General features: G+C 43.2%; 15 protein-coding genes. 6 read left to right on the top strand and 9 right to left on the bottom strand.

What is annotated here, in order from left to right; all coding sequences use genetic code 11:
- Window positions 1-5: 5 nt before the first annotated feature.
- From FVR03_RS17385 to FVR03_RS17355, 6 genes are all read left to right on the top strand, one after another.
- Window positions 6-884: a MotA/TolQ/ExbB proton channel family protein gene (locus FVR03_RS17385; protein ID WP_147923041.1), complete on the top strand. Its 879-nt coding sequence runs from the start codon at window positions 6-8 to the stop codon at window positions 882-884.
- A gap of 17 nt (window positions 885-901) precedes the next feature.
- A complete protein-coding gene (locus FVR03_RS17380; protein ID WP_147923039.1) occupies window positions 902-1,507 on the top strand; it encodes an ExbD/TolR family protein in 606 nt (201 codons plus the stop codon).
- A 15-nt stretch (window positions 1,508-1,522) separates the two neighbouring features.
- Window positions 1,523-2,038, top strand: coding sequence for an ExbD/TolR family protein (locus FVR03_RS17375; protein WP_147923038.1), 516 nt, complete (start codon window positions 1,523-1,525; stop codon window positions 2,036-2,038).
- A gap of 15 nt (window positions 2,039-2,053) precedes the next feature.
- A complete protein-coding gene (locus FVR03_RS17370) occupies window positions 2,054-2,890 on the top strand; it encodes an energy transducer TonB (protein ID WP_147923037.1) in 837 nt (278 codons plus the stop codon).
- An 823-nt stretch (window positions 2,891-3,713) separates the two neighbouring features.
- Window positions 3,714-4,664 (top strand): PstS family phosphate ABC transporter substrate-binding protein, encoded by a 951-nt coding sequence (locus tag FVR03_RS17360; RefSeq protein ID WP_147923035.1) that lies wholly within the window; start codon window positions 3,714-3,716, stop codon window positions 4,662-4,664.
- A 43-nt stretch (window positions 4,665-4,707) separates the two neighbouring features.
- Window positions 4,708-6,294 carry a tetratricopeptide repeat protein gene (locus FVR03_RS17355; RefSeq protein WP_147923034.1) on the top strand — a complete coding sequence of 529 codons (1,587 nt, stop codon included), beginning with the start codon at window positions 4,708-4,710 and terminating at the stop codon, window positions 6,292-6,294.
- Between the two features lie 144 nt (window positions 6,295-6,438).
- Here the strand turns inward: FVR03_RS17355 and FVR03_RS17350 are convergent, their stop codons facing one another.
- The 9 genes from FVR03_RS17350 to FVR03_RS17310 form a co-directional block, all read right to left on the bottom strand.
- Window positions 6,439-7,473: an RluA family pseudouridine synthase gene (locus FVR03_RS17350; RefSeq protein ID WP_147923033.1), complete on the bottom strand. Its 1,035-nt coding sequence runs from the start codon at window positions 7,471-7,473 to the stop codon at window positions 6,439-6,441.
- An 82-nt stretch (window positions 7,474-7,555) separates the two neighbouring features.
- A complete protein-coding gene (locus FVR03_RS17345; protein ID WP_147923032.1) occupies window positions 7,556-8,176 on the bottom strand; it encodes an OmpH/Skp family outer membrane protein in 621 nt (206 codons plus the stop codon).
- A 40-nt stretch (window positions 8,177-8,216) separates the two neighbouring features.
- Window positions 8,217-8,894 carry an OmpH/Skp family outer membrane protein gene (locus FVR03_RS17340; RefSeq protein WP_147923031.1) on the bottom strand — a complete coding sequence of 226 codons (678 nt, stop codon included), beginning with the start codon at window positions 8,892-8,894 and terminating at the stop codon, window positions 8,217-8,219.
- Window positions 8,895-8,909: 15 nt separating this feature from the next.
- Window positions 8,910-11,402: an outer membrane protein assembly factor BamA gene (gene bamA / locus FVR03_RS17335; protein WP_147923030.1), complete on the bottom strand. Its 2,493-nt coding sequence runs from the start codon at window positions 11,400-11,402 to the stop codon at window positions 8,910-8,912.
- 10 nt (window positions 11,403-11,412) lie between these two features.
- On the bottom strand, window positions 11,413-12,156 hold the full coding sequence (gene uppS, locus FVR03_RS17330) for an undecaprenyl pyrophosphate synthase (protein WP_147923029.1): 744 nt from the start codon (window positions 12,154-12,156) through the stop codon (window positions 11,413-11,415).
- Window positions 12,157-12,215: 59 nt separating this feature from the next.
- Window positions 12,216-12,986: a type IX secretion system protein PorG gene (porG, locus tag FVR03_RS17325; RefSeq protein ID WP_147923028.1), complete on the bottom strand. Its 771-nt coding sequence runs from the start codon at window positions 12,984-12,986 to the stop codon at window positions 12,216-12,218.
- Between the two features lie 49 nt (window positions 12,987-13,035).
- On the bottom strand, window positions 13,036-14,037 hold the full coding sequence (locus tag FVR03_RS17320) for a DUF6089 family protein (protein ID WP_147923027.1): 1,002 nt from the start codon (window positions 14,035-14,037) through the stop codon (window positions 13,036-13,038).
- A 109-nt stretch (window positions 14,038-14,146) separates the two neighbouring features.
- Entirely contained in the window at window positions 14,147-15,034 is an 888-nt protein-coding gene (locus tag FVR03_RS17315) for an NAD kinase (protein ID WP_147923026.1), read from the bottom strand.
- Between the two features lie 331 nt (window positions 15,035-15,365).
- Window positions 15,366-16,766 carry a BamA/TamA family outer membrane protein gene (locus FVR03_RS17310; RefSeq protein WP_147923025.1) on the bottom strand — a complete coding sequence of 467 codons (1,401 nt, stop codon included), beginning with the start codon at window positions 16,764-16,766 and terminating at the stop codon, window positions 15,366-15,368.
- Window positions 16,767-16,770 lie beyond the last annotated feature (4 nt).

The raw sequence follows: 16,770 nt of genomic DNA, 5'->3' as shown, positions 1-16,770 counted from the left end.
AGAAAATGGAAAAAAAGACTGCAGTAGTGAGCAAAGATGCTAATGTAGAAGCCAAAGGTAGCTCAGGGGGCTCTTTATTTGCTACTATCGTAATACCGGTTGCCATTTTGGCCTGCTTCCTGATTTATATTTTTGTATTAGGTAACGGCGCGAATTTTGAAGGCGGTGACAACGAGAATCACCCACTACCCGGAAATTATTTAGGCATTGTTTACAAAGGAGGTTATGTAGTGCCTATCCTGATGTCGCTGGTACTATTAGTATTAATTTTCTCTATCGAGAGAACATTAACCATCAGCAAAGCAAAAGGAACTAAGAGCGTAGCCGGTTTCGTACGTCTTATCTCTTTAAAGCTGAACCAGCGCGATGTTAACGGAGCAATTGCTGCCTGCGACACACAAAAAGGTTCTGTTGCCAACGTAGTAAAGTCAGGCCTGCTGAAGTACAAGGAAATGCAGAACGACACTGAACTGCTGAAAGCAGAGAAAGTAGCTGCCATCCAGAAAGAGATTGAAGAATCTACTTCGCTTGAGCTGCCGATGCTAGAGAAAAACCTGGTAATTATTTCAACAATTGCCTCTATCTCTACACTTACAGGTCTGATTGGTACAGTACTTGGTATGATTAAAGCGTTCTCGGCTCTTGCAGCTTCCGGAACACCAGATGCCACAGCACTCTCTAACGGTATCTCTGAGGCCTTGATCAACACAGCACTTGGTGTAACAGGTTCTGCTATCGCGATTATTGCCTACAACTATTTCACTAGTAAGATTGATGAGTTAACTTACAGCATCGACGAAGCTGGCTTCAGCATCATCTCTACTTTCGCAGCTCAGCACGAAACTGCTCCTGCCAATTCTACTGCCAGACAGCAAACAATTTAATTTCTTAAATCAGCAAAATGCCTAGAGTAAAAATAAAAAGAAGCAAACCTACCCTGGACATGACGCCAATGGTAGACTTGGCCTTCTTGTTAGTTACTTTCTTCATGCTGACCACTAAATTTGCTCCAGACGATGCAGTAATTGTAGACACTCCTACTTCTGTATCCGAAATAAAAATACCAGAGTCTAACGTAATTACTATTGCGATTGACAAAGACAACCGGGTTTTTTATGGTGTAGACGGGCAGCAAACAAGAGAGAAGCTTCTTGATAAAATAGGCCAGAAGTACGGCGTTACCTTTAACGAAGACCAGCGAAAAGCTTTCTCGCTAACATCTAACTTTGGCGTGCCGGTAAGGCAGCTGCCAGGGTTCCTCTCTATGGGAATAGATGATCGTAAAAAAGTAAATCAGCCTGGTATTCCAATAGATTCTCTGAACAATGAGCTTTCTGAATGGGTATGGCAAACACGTTTAACGAACCCACAGGTTATTGTAGCCATCAAAGGTGACGTTGACGCGAACTTTACCACCATCAACAAGATCATTAAGACGCTGGAGGAGAGGAAAGTAAGCAGGTTTAACCTGATTACAGACATGGAGGCACGACCAACATCATTATAAGAAAGGAGATAAGAAATGGCAGAAGTACAAGAAAAAGCCGACTCCGGTAAGGGAGGGAAGAAACGTGCCAAGAAAATGTCTGTCCACCTGGATATGACACCAATGGTAGACCTTGCCTTCCTGTTGCTGACGTTCTTCATGCTGACGACTACTTTTAGTAAGCCGCAGACCATGGAGATCCAAATGCCTGTAAAACCAGATAATATTGAAGATTTAACGCCTGTGAAGGCTGAGAACGCAACAACAATTATTCTGGGAGAGGATGATAAAATTCATTATTATTTCGGTCTCGTTGATGATAATCCTGAGCTCATAACAACGGATTACTCAGCAAACGGCATCCGAAAAGTTTTGCTAACGCCTCGTGTTCGTCAGAACACTAAAATGGTGGTTATGATTAAACCGATGGAAGGGTCGCGTTATAAAAACATGGTAGATATTTTGGATGAGATGAAAATTACAGACACCAAACGATTTGCCATGGTCGATATAACAAAGCAAGACATAGATTTAGTACAGAGTCAGAATTAATTTAAACTAAGCAGAATGGAAGTTAGCAAGTTAGCAAAAGCATCGCTCGATGATATCGTCTTCGCAGGACGAAACAGAGCATATGGTGCCTACCTACTTCGAAGACTTTACAACAAGCATATTACACAGGCTGCTATTATCTCTATCCTTTTATTTGCTGCTTTTATAAGCATTCCGCTTGTAAAGGAGGCACTTAAAGGAGATGAGCCACCTGCACCGGTAATTGAGCGTGTTGTAACGGAAGTAGAACTGGCCCAGCCACCCCCAGTAGAGAACACACCGCCGCCACCGCCGCCGCCGCCACCACCACCAGATGCGCCGCCGCCACCGCCACCACAACAGGCAACCGTAAAATATACGCCGCCTGTTGTAAAAAGAAATGAGGAGGTACGCGACGATGAAGAGGATTTGGCAGAAGCAAAAGAGCTTGTTGAAATATCGGCCGGTCTTAAAACGCAGGAAGGTGTTAAAAACATAGCTGCCGCCCCTATCGGCGACATTAATGGTACAGGTGCTGTGGCCGAAATAGTGGAAGAAAAGCCATATACATTTGCAGAGCAGATGCCGTCTTTCCCTGGTGGAGAAGCAGCCATGTTCGGTTTCATCAGCAAAGCCATTAAATACCCGCAGCAAGCTATTCGTGCTGGTGTAGAAGGAACCGTTTACGTTTCTTTCGTAGTTAGCAGAACAGGCGAGATTAGCGATATTGCCGTACTTAGAGGTTTAGGTGCTGGTTGTGACGAGGAAGCGATCCGAGTTATAAAAAGCATGCCTAAATGGACTCCAGGAAAGCAAAATGGTAGAGCAGTACCAGTAAGGTATAACATTCCGATTAAGTACACACTTAAGTAGGATTTACAACCTCTGTTAATAAAAAAGCCCTCCCTAAACAGGAGGGCTTTTTTATTAAAGCTTAATTTGTTAACAAATTTGAAAGAAAGGAAAGGGTGTAAATACTTAATACCCTTGACAACTTTTCATAAATTTTTCTTTGGAAGGCATTATTTATTAGAATAATTCGTTACTTAAAACCGAGTAACTACCTACTCTTAAATAAGATATAATTTAAATTAATATTTGCTACCCGGTAATATCTGAAGTTATGCTAGTCGGTAGCAAGTACAAGTCTATAGCTTAAAGCAACCGATATACCTTCAGCAACAATTATAACAACAGCTATAGCAGATTAGTCATTTGTCTGTGCTTCATCTGCTATAGTACTTAACTCAAGATAGCTATTCGATATCGGGCTCCAGTAACCTTTTCATGCTCTACTAGGCCAAACTGTAACGCCAGAATATGTTCTGAAGGCACTAAAAACACAATTTAGACGATGAAGAATCTGGATAAACGCAAATAAAATATTAAATTAGAATTTATAAGCGAATTTCTATTTCTGCTAATAAAACATAAGAAAGGAGATTATATAAATCAGCTATGCTACCACCTAGACGAGAAAGACCTCAACCCAAAGGATTTCACAAAGTAGTGTTTTATTTTACCTTGATAATGACACTGATATACATCGCAGCAGGCTTCTTTTTGATATTTGCTGATGTTAGACAGTACAACCTGGGGTTACCTGAAAATATGAAAATAATATTAGGAGGTGTTCTAATATTATATGGAATTATTAGATTTGTAAGAGTTTACCAAAAAAATTCTCAAAAAAGGCATGATAAATTTAGGGATTAAAAAATGGGCTATAGGAATAGCAACCGCAATCGTGCTGATAACAACAGGCTGTAATAACTCAGATACCCCTGCTGACACTCCTACTTCCGGAAACATTACTATCAGCATTGATGAGTCTTTTCAGCCAATAATGGATAGCCAGGTTTATACCTTCGAGAGTATCTATAAATATGCAAAGCTTAACCCGCAGTACAAGTCTGAAGGCGCTGTAATACAGGATCTGCTGCGCGATAGCACTCGTGTAGCAGTGTTGTCGAGAGATTTGCGGCCAGATGAGAAAGCAGTTTTTGACCAGCGCAAGATTATTCCTCGTGTTGTTAAAATAGCCATTGATGCCGTTGCCTTAATCGTAAACAAAAATAACCCGGATACGTTACTTACTGTGGCCCAGGTACAAGATATCTTTAGTGGCAACATAACGTCGTGGGCCGACCTGAGCCCCGGGAACAAAATAAATGGCCTTACCATTGTGTTCGATAATAATAACTCCAGTACCGCACGCTTTGTGCAGGATTCTATTATAGCGAACCAGGCGCTGCCCTCTAACACGTATGCCAGCAACTCGCATGAGGCATTAATTGATTATGTATCGCAGAATGAAAATACGATTGGCGTGATTGGAGTAAACTGGATCAGCGACTTCGACGACACAACTGCTGTACGGTTTATGGAGAAGATAAAAGTGGTGGGTGTAAGTACAGAATCGAGCCCTGCAACTACCGATAGTTACTACCAGCCTTACCAGGCATACATAGCTCAGGGAACTTATCCGCTACGCAGATACCTTTATATTATAAGCACAGAGGGCAGAACGGGCCTTGGCACAGGTTTTGCATCTTTCATAGCAGGCGACAAGGGCCAGCGCATCTTCCTGAAATCGGGATTAGTGCCAGCTACAATGCCTGTGCGGGTAATAGGACTGCGGCAATAGACAAAACTAAGACTAAACAATAACTACTTTAAATTTTAAAACGATGACCAACAAGTGGAAGTATATCCTCCTTATGGCAACAGCTATTCCTACAGCAGGTGCAGTAGCACAAAGTGTTGATCAGGGAAGAATGGCCGTTGATTTGGAAAAATATCAGCAAGCTAAATCATACTACAAGTCTCAGCTGAGTGGTAAAGAGGCTGATAAAGCTTACTTTGCTCTGGGCGATGTGTACATCAGAACAGATAAAACAGACTCTGCCAGATATTACTTTAACCAAGGTTTAGCAAATAATGCCAAATCTGCTATTAACATGGTCGGATTAGGTAAAGTAGAATTGGAGAAAGGCAACAAAGCGGCAGCCGAAAGTCAGTTTGACAAAGCGCTGAAGCAAAGCAAGTCGAAAGATCCGTATGTGTTAAGCATGATCGGTGAAGCTTATGTAGAGTCTAACGAGACTGACATGACCAAAGCCATTGAGTACCTGAACCAAGCCATACAGCGCGACAATAAGAACCCTGTAACGTTTGTTATTTTAGGTGATGCTTATTTAAAGCAAAACGACGGTGGCAAAGCGCTTACAAATTACGACCAGGCAATTCTGGTTAACGATAAGTATCCGAAGGCTCACCTGCGTGTTGGTCAGGTTTATACACGCTCCCGCAACTACGAAGCCGCGGAAGAGGCATTTAACAAAGCAATAGCAGCAGACCCGAACTATGCTCCGGCATACCACGACCTAGGCGAAATGTACTACTTTGCCGGTAAGTTCGACCAGGCAGTTTCTACGTTCAAAAAGTTCGTAGACATGGCCGAGAATACCAGCGAGACCCGCGCCAAATATGCGTCGTTCCTGTTCCTGACGAAAGATTACCAAAAAACTTTAACTGAAGTGCAGGAAGTACTGAAGAAGGAGCCGGAACATACGGTTATGAATCGTTTACAGGCCTATTCGCTTTATGAATTAGGGCAGCATGAGCAGGCACTCAAAGCCATGGAAAACTTCTTTGCTAAAGTAGACAAAAACAAAGTTCGTGCTGGCGATTATGAGTACTACAGCAAAATGCTGGCTAAGAACAACCAGCGGCCTAAAGCTATCGAGAACCTGGAGAAAGCCCTGGCGATGGAGCCAAACAAAGCTGAGTTCTATACTGAACTGGCAAACATGTATGCCAGCACTGAGCAGTATGACAAAGCTGTAAATGTATACGAAAGGAAATTCCAAAAGTCTGATCCTGAAAATATAGATTACTATTACATTGGTAACATCTATATGATGTCTGGAGATTTTCAGAAGGCTGATGAAACGTACACAAAAATTACAGACGCCAACCCTACCTATGCTTATGCCCACTTATGGAGAGCGCGTGCCAAGGCAAGCCTTGATCCTGAAACAACAGAAGGATTGGCAAAACCACATTACGATGAGTTCATGAAACTGGCGCAGGCTGATCAGGAGAAATATAAAAAGGAACTGGTGGAGTCTAATGTGTACTTGGGTTACTATTACTACTTAAAGGCCGACAGAGAAAATGCTGCAAAACATTACCAGGCAGCTAAGGACCTCGACCCAACAAATGCTCAGGCTGAAGCAGCTCTGGCTGAGTTAAGCAAGACAAGTAAAAAATAGATACTATAAACTAAGTTAAAACAAAAGAGCCTGTTCTTTTCAGAACAGGCTCTTTTGTTTTAACTTAGTTTATAACCCTTGACTAAAATTGCTCTTGTAAAGCTTTGGAAGGCTAATTTGATTTAAATAATTCATGGAGACTATTTAAAGGGATTCCTCATACATAGACCATTTATCTAACACTGCCATAAAATCATCGGGTAGAACGGAGTCGAACTGAACAAACTCTTTTGTACGAGGATGCTTGAATCCCAAAGATTTTGCATGCAGGGCCTGCCTTGGCATCAACTTAAAAGCATTTTCGACAAAGGCTTTATAAGTTCCGTTTGGCATACCTTGTAATATCTTGTCGCCTCCATAGGTAGCATCTGAGAACAAGGGGTGGCCCATATATTTCATATGAGCGCGTATCTGATGCGTTCTGCCGGTTTCGAGGTTACATTGCAGCAACGATACATACCGGAAGCTTTTAAGTACTTTATAGTGCGTAACAGCATGCTTGCCAAACTCTCCGTTAGGATAAACGGCCATTACTCTCCTGTCTTTGGCACTCCTGCCCACATGCCCCGTTATTGTTCCTTCCAATTCTTTAGGCACACCCCATACCAGTGCGTAATAGGTACGCTCAATGCTATGGTCAAAAAACTGTTTTGCCAGGTAAGCCATGCTATAATCTGTTTTGGCAATTACCAGCAACCCAGACGTATCTTTATCAATGCGGTGCACTAAACCTGGCCTGGCTGCTCCATTCTGAGTTATCGGTAAGTTCTGCAGGTGGTAGGTTAAAGCATTTACTAAGGTACCATTCCAGTTACTATACCCCGGATGCACCACCATACCTGCCTCCTTATTCACAAGAAGAAATTCGTCATCTTCGTAGGGTATGACCAACGGAATTGCCTCCGGCAGCACCTCTGTGTCTCGGGGCGGATCTGGTAGCGTAATAGTAATAAGGTCAAACGGCTTGACCCTATAGCTTACTTTTACCGGCTTCTGGTTTACCTGCACAGATTCTGACCGGATAGCTTCCTGAAGTTTATTACGGGTTACATTTGCCAGACGATCCATCAGAAACTTATCGAGGCGCAGCAAAGCCTGTCCCTTGTCTACAATTATCCGATGGTGCTCATAAAGCTCATCAGAATCCTCAGTCGATTCCTGCTCTGTAAAATCTATCACGAATTAAGAACTATAGGTTACTAAAACAAAGAAAGCCGAAGTATAACACAACGGCTTTCTTTTTAAGGTATTAAGAAACTACTTATTTTTTCTTGGCTGGTGTAGTTTTAACCGGCGCTTTTGCTGGTGTAGTAGTTGTTGATGCAGGATTAGTTGCTGCAGGAGCAGCCTGCTCAGTTACTTTGCTTGGGTCAACACCTAATTTCTTCAACACCAGAGGAGAGATGTCGCCATCTTCAGGACCTGACAGCAGCGCCTGGTTGCTGATTACCCAGGTATAACCGTTTTCTTTCGCAACATCCTTAATTGCCTGATCTATTTTATTGATAACAGGGTCAACTAACGATTTTTCTTTTTGCTGTAAAGAAGCCTGCGCATTACGCTGAAATTCCTGGATAGAATTTTGCATGTTCATCAGTTCTCTTTCTTTGTCGTCACGCACTACTTTGTCCATAGTCGGACCACCTTTTTCGAGTGCTGCTAACTTTGTCTCATACTCAGAGTACTTGGTTTTCAGCTGGTTTTCTAATTGGGTGCTGTGCGTTTTCAGTTCAGATTCTATTTGTCTGCTTTCTGGCAGTTGCAACAAAATGTATTCCACGTTGGTGTAGCCAATTTTGATCGGCTGGTTACCTGTCTGTGCAAAGGATGAAATGCTGATTAATAGGAACGCTACTACTAATGTTTTGATTTTGTTCATCATTGGTTGGTTAAATAAATAGATTAATAGATGTTGGTTTATTCTACTTCTTCTTCGGTGCTGCTTTAGACGGAGCCGGGTTAGCGGCTTTGCCCGTAGCAGGCTGATTTGAATTTCCTTCTGTTGTGCCGTCTTCACCTACTTCAGGCAAATTATCAGGCGAGTCAATGGCTGTATTTGTTCTGTTACCGGCAGTGTTCTGTTTTTCGGAAGCAAGCCCTAGTTCCTCCAGTACGTACTCTGTATAATCATGCACCGGATTGGTATAGATCATTACCAGGTCACCGGATTTATCGAAGATAACCTGTAGCCCGCGAGCTTTTGCAACTTTCTCCACTGCCGTAAATACTTCATCCTGAATTGGCCGGATAAGGTCTTGCCTGCGCTTAAACATCATGCCTTCATACCCGAATACTTTGCGTTGGTAATCTCTTACTTCTGCTTCTTTCTTGGTTATATCCGCCTGGCGCTTCTGCTTCATTTCATCAGTAAGTAGAACTTCTTCTGCTCTGAATTCCTGCTTCAGTTTGTCTACCTCCTGGTGCATGGTTTCAATTTCTTTTTGCCATACATCTGTATATTTATCGAGTTCCTGTTGTGCTTTGGTATAAGCGGGCATTTTGCTTAATATAAAGTCAGAGTCAATATACCCGAACTTCTGGGCTTCTGAAACAAAGCATACCAAAAAACTTACTAAGAACGCTAACAAATATTTTTTCATACAAATTCCCTCCTGCTAGCGAATCTGTTGCCCGATAATGAAGTGGAACTGACCACGTTTCATATCTGGCATACCCGGAATTGTATCCAGTCGCCAGCCATAATCAAACCCTAACAAGCCAAACTGTGCCATAAATATTCGGGCTCCTACACCGGCAGAACGATACAATTTAAATGGATTATAGGTATCAAAAGATCCAAAATTGTTACCTGCCTCCAAAAATGCAAGGCCATAAATAGTGGCAGCCGGGTTAGGAGAAATCAGGTAGCGCGGCTCAATCACAAACTTATTATAGGCCACCCCTCCAGAATTTAACAATGTCTGATCTGAGGTATTCACTACTCGCTGGTCATCGTAACCTCGGAGGCCAATAAACTCTGTTGCAATAAAGAAGTTGCCACCGGCCATACCAGAACCACCTACTTTAAATCTTTCAAAAGGACCTATTGGCGTATCTTTACTATAACTTCCTAAGAAACCAAAGTGTGCTCTTGTACTTAATACCAAATTCCCTGCCAAGTTTATAAAGTAAGAGGCATCGAACATCCATTTGTGGTATTCTAGTAGCTGGAAGTTATTTGTCTTGTCAGTAACTAAAGAATAAGGAGGTGTTGCATTTACAGCAAGCGATAAAGATGAACCTCTTCTTGGGAACAGCGGGTTATCAAGATTTGTTCTGGCCAGCGTGTTGTTAATGGTAAAGCTATGGGAGTCTCCGGTCCGGAAGCCTAGCAACGACTCAAATGCCGTATAGTTCTCAAGTCTGTACCTGCTATAGGAGATGGCATGGCTCATTTGGAACCATTGGTCTGGCCATGTTAAGCGCCTTCCTAAACCAATGGTAGCCCCATCCACATTCAGGCGGCTCTCGCCTCCTTCTGAAGTAGGCTGTCTGATAACTGTTTTGTAAGCACTTACCGTAAAGGCATTTGGCTTACGTCCACCTAACCATGGTTCTGTAAAAGAAAGTGAATAGGATTGATAATACTTACCGTTTGCTTGTACGTTTAGCGCCAGTCGCTGCCCATCGCCAGCCGGAATTGGCCGCCAGTTAGACAGGTTAAGCATTTTACGACTTGAGAAGTTATTTAAGGTAAGTCCTACTGTTGCAACAGCACCAATGGCACCACCCCAACCACCAGATAAACTTATCTGGTCGTTTGCCCGCTCTGTTACACTATAATGTATGTCTACAGTACCATCTGCAGGATTAGGCTCCGGTACCAGCCCAATTGTTTCCGGGTCGAAATAGCCGAGGTTAGACAGCCTGTTACGTGTATCAATCAGGTCAGCGCGGCTATATTTCTGGCCTGGCAAGGTAAGTACCTCCCGCAGAATAACATGTTCACTGGTCTTGTCGTTTCCGGTAATCGTTACCTTGTTGATAGTTGCCTGAGGTCCTTCTGTTACACGCATTTCAAGGTCAATCGAGTCGCCTTCCACTTTAATTTCTACTGGCTCTATGTTCGAGAACAAATAGCCATCGTTTTGGTAAAGTGCCGAAACATCTACTCCGCCGGTTGGGTTAAACGACAATCGTTTCTCCAGTTCCTGCTTGTTATAAACATCTCCTTTGCCTATGCCCAGCACTCTGGAGAGATAGGCATCGTCGTAGATATAGTTACCTGTCCAGGTTATATTGCGGTAATAATAACGAGTACCCTCGTCTATTCTAAGAATGATGCCCAGCCTGTCGTCGTTAATTCTGAAAACTGAATCAGATACGATAACAGCATCACGATAGCCCTCGTTGTTATAAAAGTCTATAAGCAGTTGTTTATCGTTTTCATACTCCGAACGTACAAACTTAGAGGAGGTTAGCAGTTTATACCAACGTTTTTCTTTTGTCTTTTTTAGCTGGCGCTGCAGCTTTTTATCAGGGAAAGCTTCGTTTCCGGCAAAGCTTATATCAGCGATCTTAACTTTATTACCTTTATCTACATTTATGTTCAACACTACACTATTAGGTAGCACAGAGTCTGGACGCTGTGTAATATTGATTTTTACATTCAGAAAGCTTTTTTCGAGGTAATAATTCCGAATTGTATTACGGGTTCTGTTTAAAACTTCATCTGTCACTACTTTTCCACGTGTCAAGGCAATTTTTCCTTCAAGAGCATCGCGTTGGGTTTTGTTAATACCAGTAAAGTTAAATCTTGAAAGGCGAGGTCGTTCTTTCAGGCTAAAGTTCAAATGGATATTGTCGCCTTCAAGTCGCGTGATATAGACTTCGATATCTCCTAATATACCCTGGTCCCAAAGTTTTTGAATAGCCTTGCTTATTTCATCGCCTGGTACTGTAATCTGATCGCCTATTTTAAGCCCGGCCACAGATATAAGTGCATTTGGGTCCAGAAAATTGGCACCGCTAACCGTAATACCTCCTAAACGGTATTGTTTCGGCTGAGAATAATCAATAGGATTAGTCTGGGGAGAAATATTTTGAACTTGGGAAGAAGCTGTGCCTGCAAAAAGCAGAAATACAAGCACCCAGATGTACTTTGTCATTAATAAAATATTACTTGGTTAGTTGTTCACTGGTCTTACCAAATCGCCGTTCACGACGCTGATAAGATAAAATAGCTTCATAAAGGTGCTCTTTCCTAAAATCTGGCCAAAGCAGTTCCGTAATGTAAAGTTCAGTATAAGCTAGTTGCCAAAGCAGGAAATTACTTATTCTCATTTCACCGCTAGTTCTGATCATGAGTTCTGGCTCGGGCATGCCCGCCGTAGAAAGGTATTGCTCTATAGCTGCCTCCTCTACATCAGCAGCTGCAAGGGTACCATTTGCCACATCAACTGCAAGTCGCTGAACAGCCTGTTTTATATCCCAGCGGCCACTATAGCTCAAAGCTAGCACAAGTGTCATGCGGGTATTCTCTTTGGTCAGTTCTATTGCTTCAAGTAGCTCCCTCTGGCACGATTTCGGAAGACTAGTTGTGTCTCCTATTGTTTGCAGCCTGATGTTATTTTTGTTAAGCGTGGCAGTTTCTTTTCGGATAGTAGAAACCAGCAACTGCATAAGTGCCGATACTTCTATTGCCGGCCTAGACCAATTTTCCGTAGAGAAGGCATATAATGTAAGATACTTTACCCCAAGCTCTGCTGCGCCTTCTACTGTTTCTTTAACAGCCGTAATCGCACTTTGGTGCCCGAATATCCGTAAACCGCCACGTTGCTTCGCCCATCTCCCATTTCCGTCCATGATAACGGCAATGTGCTTGGGTAAATTGTCCAGATCAACTTGTTCCTTTAAACTCATTTAATCAAATTTCCTTGCAAGTTACAAAATGCAAGACAAATTTGTAAAATTTAAACCTGCTAATCTAGCAATCCGGGCTTGTTCTTATAAACTGGAGGACAATTAATTCTGTAGAAAGTGTAGGATATACTAATGCCGTTATAAAAATACCAGTCGTTGTCGTAAGGGTTGGATATTCTTTTATCCTGGCCGTAGAGGTTGTCGATATTATCGTTAAACAGCTTGCGGGCGCCAAACTCCAGACCAAGGTTCCAATGTCTGCTCAGCGCATATTTTATTCCTACCCCAAACGGTATGGCCACACCCAATGTTGTTCTGAAAGGCTCTTCCTGATTTTGCAGTGTGGTATTTTCAAACGTTGTTTTCTGGTTGTAAAGAAAACCGGCAACGCCGGCAAAAAAGTAGGGAGATATTCTGATTGGCTGGGTAAAATCGTAATAATCAAGGAAATTATACTCCATTACTGCCGACAGTTCGAGCAACGACATTCTTAAGTCGGCTTGCCTGTAGTTTGGCAAGGGCAGGTTAAAAGCCTCATCACTAAACGTATTATCGTCTATAATCCGGTGGCTTGCCACCAGACCTCCGCGTAACGTTATTGGCGCAGAAATATCTCTTCTATAAAACAGGTTGAGCGCGGGCTGGTTATTCAGAAGCCTGTAAGAAGGCGCAATTTCCCCTTTATAATTTACCCCACCTATACCGCCGCCAATCTCACTTGTAGTGATGTAGGACTGTGACTGCCCAAAGGCCGCCTGACCAAAAAAAACACTCCCTATTTGCGCCATCAGGCAAATAAGGAGTGTATGCTTAAATGTACTTAAAGTCATGTAGTAAATTGAACTGAGTTTGGATAACAACGATGAGTTGCTCAAACTATTATCTAAACTTAGGTCTTCTTGGTGCCGTGTTAAGAATATAGCTTAACTGGAAACTTGTTGTAAAATACCAGTCGTCGTCTGTTCTGTTGCCACGGGTCTGGTTCTGCGGTGTACCGTAACCAGAAAGACGGCCATAAGGAGTACCGCTTGGGTCAGGCTGAACTTCTGACCGGAAAGGACCTTCAGCGCTTCTATCAGAGAAAATAGCGGCAGCACGCGGGTTACTGCTTGTTCCGGCAAGGATATCTGATTTCGAAACGTATCCTCTGCTGGCATCATCCAGATAATCTGTAAAGGTTTTTCTCCAGCCAACTTCTAAACTTAAATCCCAGAATCTGTTAAGTCTGTAACGTAATCCAACACCAACAGGTATTGCAATCTGAATTCGGCTATAGGGGCTAGCAGTGCCTTCCAGGTTAGTATACTGGCCTTCTGTACCTAAAGGCTGAAGAGCGTACCAACCTGTGGCAATGTCTTGACTTTCAGAAAGCCCCGGATGAGAACCTCTTTCATAGTATGCCTTTGGATTGTGGTGGAATACAGCTACACCAATAAATCCGTAAGGCACGAAATCCGGACGAAGCTGGTATCTGTTTCTGTTTTCGAACAAGTCAAAAATAGCCACACCACTTAATTCTTTAATGTCATTTCTGAACGAAAGATTTCTTCTAAAACGGCCTACGTTTTCAGCCTCATTGCCTAGGTTGCTATTTACATCATCTCCTGAAATTCTGCCCCAGGTAAACCCTCCTCTTAACGAAACTCTTGGTCTTACACGGCGAGTAAAATTAACACCAACCGAAGGTCTTGTTGCATTTGTGCTGAAGCTGGAAAAGTTCACTTTGGGCACAATGTCGCCGAAGTAGTTCATAGCGCCAACTGTAACGCCTACAGAGCTGTACCGCTGGCGTGCAGTAAAGCGACGCTGGGCATCTGCATCCATTACGTCAGCAAGCACTATGACTAGGATAAAAATAATAAGAGTAGAAATTTTCTTCATGGCACGCTTTTATTATTGTGGCAGCAACTCTTCCAAATTAATATTATGACTGACAAATATATAGCTAAACAATTACAAATAAAATAAAATATAAATATTTTACATGGAATTAACCTAACAGCACATTTCGCTTATCGTAACCCCAATTGAGCTTATTACGCAAAGTTGATAAAAAATTCACATGATGCAATTTTATGAGTCTTGCTGTAAAACTTTCTCTTCTTACGGCTAACTGTACGTTCATGTCTACTGAAACCGACCTAGAATCTAAGGAAGCCAGGTAACTGCTGCTGCGGCCTTCCACCTCAAACGAGATCACGCTTCTGTCAGACACAATCATGGGGCGCACGTTTAAGTTATGAGGACATACAGGCGAGATTACGAAGTTGCCTGTTTGAGGCAGCACCAGGGGGCCTCCGCAACTAAGCGAATAGCCTGTTGAACCTGTTGGCGTGGCTACTACCAGGCCATCTGCCCAATACGAATTCAGGTATTCCCCATCAATATACGTGTGCACGACAATCATGGAGGAGGTGTCGCGTTTGAGCACACTAAATTCATTAAGCCCGAAATTGATCCCTTCAAAAACATCCAGATCAGAATCAACTCTTATTAAAGCTCTTTCATCTATAGTATACCTGCCTTTGTAAAGAGCATCAAGGGCAGTCGTTATGCTATCGTGCGGAATGGTGGCCAGAAACCCAAGACGCCCTGTATTGATGCCCATAATCGGGATTTGCTGCGCTCCTACGTAAGTAACTGAATCGAGCAGGGTACCATCGCCGCCAATACTGAAGACTACATCTACCCCTTCGAGCCTGTCGCCTCTTGTAAACGACTGTACAGCATCCGGTATAGCGATGGTGTTGCTTATGAACTGTTTAAAATGATCGACTATATACAATTCTGCTTTTCTGCGAACCAGCTCATCAAATAGCACCTGAATAAAGGGCGCTGTTTCATCAGAAAATGGTTTGCCAAGTATAGCTATTCTCATAAATCAGAAGTTAGACGCATGATGAAACTGGCGTGAAAGGCAATACGCATGGCTTGTTGTAATAGTTTGTAAAATACCTGGTTTTGGACTTTAGCCTTGTTAGTTGTTCCTCATGCAAATTGCCAAAGACGTAAATTAAAGAATCTGTCTTTAGAAGGCCATTTTCATTTAAATAATTTACATTAAGTTATTTCTAAGCGAACTTGACAGCTGCAATATAAGCTTACAACATAAGCTCCCATCTTCATATAAAACAGAAAGATTAAAGTTTATGTGTATTGCTTTTTGATTTGCATGCATCGTGTAGGAATTCAATGCACAGCCCCGTAAGCTAGAAAGGAAATCCTGTGGTAACATAGAGTCCTTTATTGCCTTCTCGGTTTAGCGTATATTCCATGCGCAGCACCATGTCATAAAACGTAACTACATGCAGGCCCAGGCCACCACCTAGCAGGAATTTATTTGTAAACTGATTGCTCTCGTAGTAAATGTCGTCGTTTACGTAACCGGCATCAGCAAAGGCATTTAAATAAACGGCAAGCGGAATGCGGTTAAATTTGGCACTTTTAAGTTGTTTTATCCTGAAACCGCTGATATTGACTAATTCCCTCGACAAGCCCTGCTTCAGGAGCCCGTAGTGCTGCCCACCCACCACAAATAATTCGTAGCCACGCACCAGCGACCTGAAACCAAGCGCCACATTGTCGGCAAAGGCGTAATGCTCCGATAGGCGCATTTGCCCTTCTGCAGCTGCGGCATAAAAGTATTTGTCTGATAGCTGAAAATATTCGGCAAACTTTGCACGAACTGTTGTTACAGGAGCGCCTGAGTTTTGAAAGAATACAGCTTGTGTAACCGAAGCATCGAAATAACGGCCAGACGAGGGGTAGGAGAAATTATTGCGCAGGTTCACCACCTTAGCTAATTCGAAGCGGGCATACTGCCTCTCCCGCAGCTGATTCCGAAAATAATCAGGGTTTCTGCTCAGGGCCGAGTCCGATATTTGTTCCTGGTGCAGCGAGAACCTGAATGTTTCCTGCCGCTGCACACTCTGCCTGTGCACGAGCCCTACAGAAAGAGCGCTACGCTGAATCGGGTACACATCCTCCTGCAACAGGAACCGCTGCCGGTTATAAGCGTTGGCAATATTAATGGTGCGGCTGCGGTAATGGGCCAAACCGAGGTCGAGGCCTAACTTAAGTCGGTGGCTAATGTAAGGCACCCTGTACGACAGCTCCAGCCTGCGGTTAAAGCCATGTTGCAGCCTGAGCCGCACATCCTCGTTGCGCCCCCTGAAGTTGCGCCTGGTAAGGGTTATACCATAATCGAGTCGCTTGAGGTCTTTTTTCTCCAACCAGGCGTTAAAGTTTCGGTCGGCGAAGTCGAAGATGAGCACAGGGTACAGGTACCAGCGTTCCTGCATAAAGAACACAACTGCCAGCTGCCCTCCTTCGCAATCGTACCGGAACCCTACTTCGTGGAAAAGACGCAGGTTCAGGAGGCGTCTGCGGTTTTCTTCCAGCCGCGCTTCTACCTGTTCAGATACAATTGTATCGCCAGGAATAAAATCCAGCTCCAGGAGCAATACCTTTTCTCTGGTGGTCTCATTTCCTTCGAAATCAACCTCCGACACTATAAAATAGCTGTTATCGCAGGTTCCTGCCTGAGTTGCAAGGCTTACTGCCAGCCCCGTGAAGAGCAACAATACAAAACGCAACCGGAACAGGGGCATACGG

This window comes from Pontibacter qinzhouensis (genome assembly GCF_008017455.1).
Lineage (GTDB): Bacteria > Bacteroidota > Bacteroidia > Cytophagales > Hymenobacteraceae > Pontibacter > Pontibacter qinzhouensis.
Note: the sequence above shows the minus strand (reverse complement) of the source record. Positions and strands in the feature narration are given on the sequence as shown.

Excerpts from the sequence above, each read along its gene's own strand:
- FVR03_RS17385 (WP_147923041.1), top strand. The coding sequence starts at position 6 with ATGGAAAAAAAGACTGCAGTAGTGAGCAAAGATGCTAATGTAGAAGCC.
- FVR03_RS17380 (WP_147923039.1), top strand. The coding sequence starts at position 902 with ATGCCTAGAGTAAAAATAAAAAGAAGCAAACCTACCCTGGACATGACG.
- FVR03_RS17375 (WP_147923038.1), top strand. The coding sequence starts at position 1,523 with ATGGCAGAAGTACAAGAAAAAGCCGACTCCGGTAAGGGAGGGAAGAAA.
- FVR03_RS17370 (WP_147923037.1), top strand. The coding sequence starts at position 2,054 with ATGGAAGTTAGCAAGTTAGCAAAAGCATCGCTCGATGATATCGTCTTC.
- FVR03_RS17360 (WP_147923035.1), top strand. The coding sequence starts at position 3,714 with ATGATAAATTTAGGGATTAAAAAATGGGCTATAGGAATAGCAACCGCA.
- FVR03_RS17355 (WP_147923034.1), top strand. The coding sequence starts at position 4,708 with ATGACCAACAAGTGGAAGTATATCCTCCTTATGGCAACAGCTATTCCT.
- FVR03_RS17345 (WP_147923032.1), bottom strand. The coding sequence starts at position 8,176 with ATGATGAACAAAATCAAAACATTAGTAGTAGCGTTCCTATTAATCAGC.
- FVR03_RS17340 (WP_147923031.1), bottom strand. The coding sequence starts at position 8,894 with ATGAAAAAATATTTGTTAGCGTTCTTAGTAAGTTTTTTGGTATGCTTT.
- bamA (WP_147923030.1), bottom strand. The coding sequence starts at position 11,402 with ATGACAAAGTACATCTGGGTGCTTGTATTTCTGCTTTTTGCAGGCACA.
- uppS (WP_147923029.1), bottom strand. The coding sequence starts at position 12,156 with ATGAGTTTAAAGGAACAAGTTGATCTGGACAATTTACCCAAGCACATT.
- porG (WP_147923028.1), bottom strand. The coding sequence starts at position 12,986 with ATGACTTTAAGTACATTTAAGCATACACTCCTTATTTGCCTGATGGCG.
- FVR03_RS17320 (WP_147923027.1), bottom strand. The coding sequence starts at position 14,037 with ATGAAGAAAATTTCTACTCTTATTATTTTTATCCTAGTCATAGTGCTT.
- FVR03_RS17315 (WP_147923026.1), bottom strand. The coding sequence starts at position 15,034 with ATGAGAATAGCTATACTTGGCAAACCATTTTCTGATGAAACAGCGCCC.
- FVR03_RS17310 (WP_147923025.1), bottom strand. The coding sequence starts at position 16,766 with ATGCCCCTGTTCCGGTTGCGTTTTGTATTGTTGCTCTTCACGGGGCTG.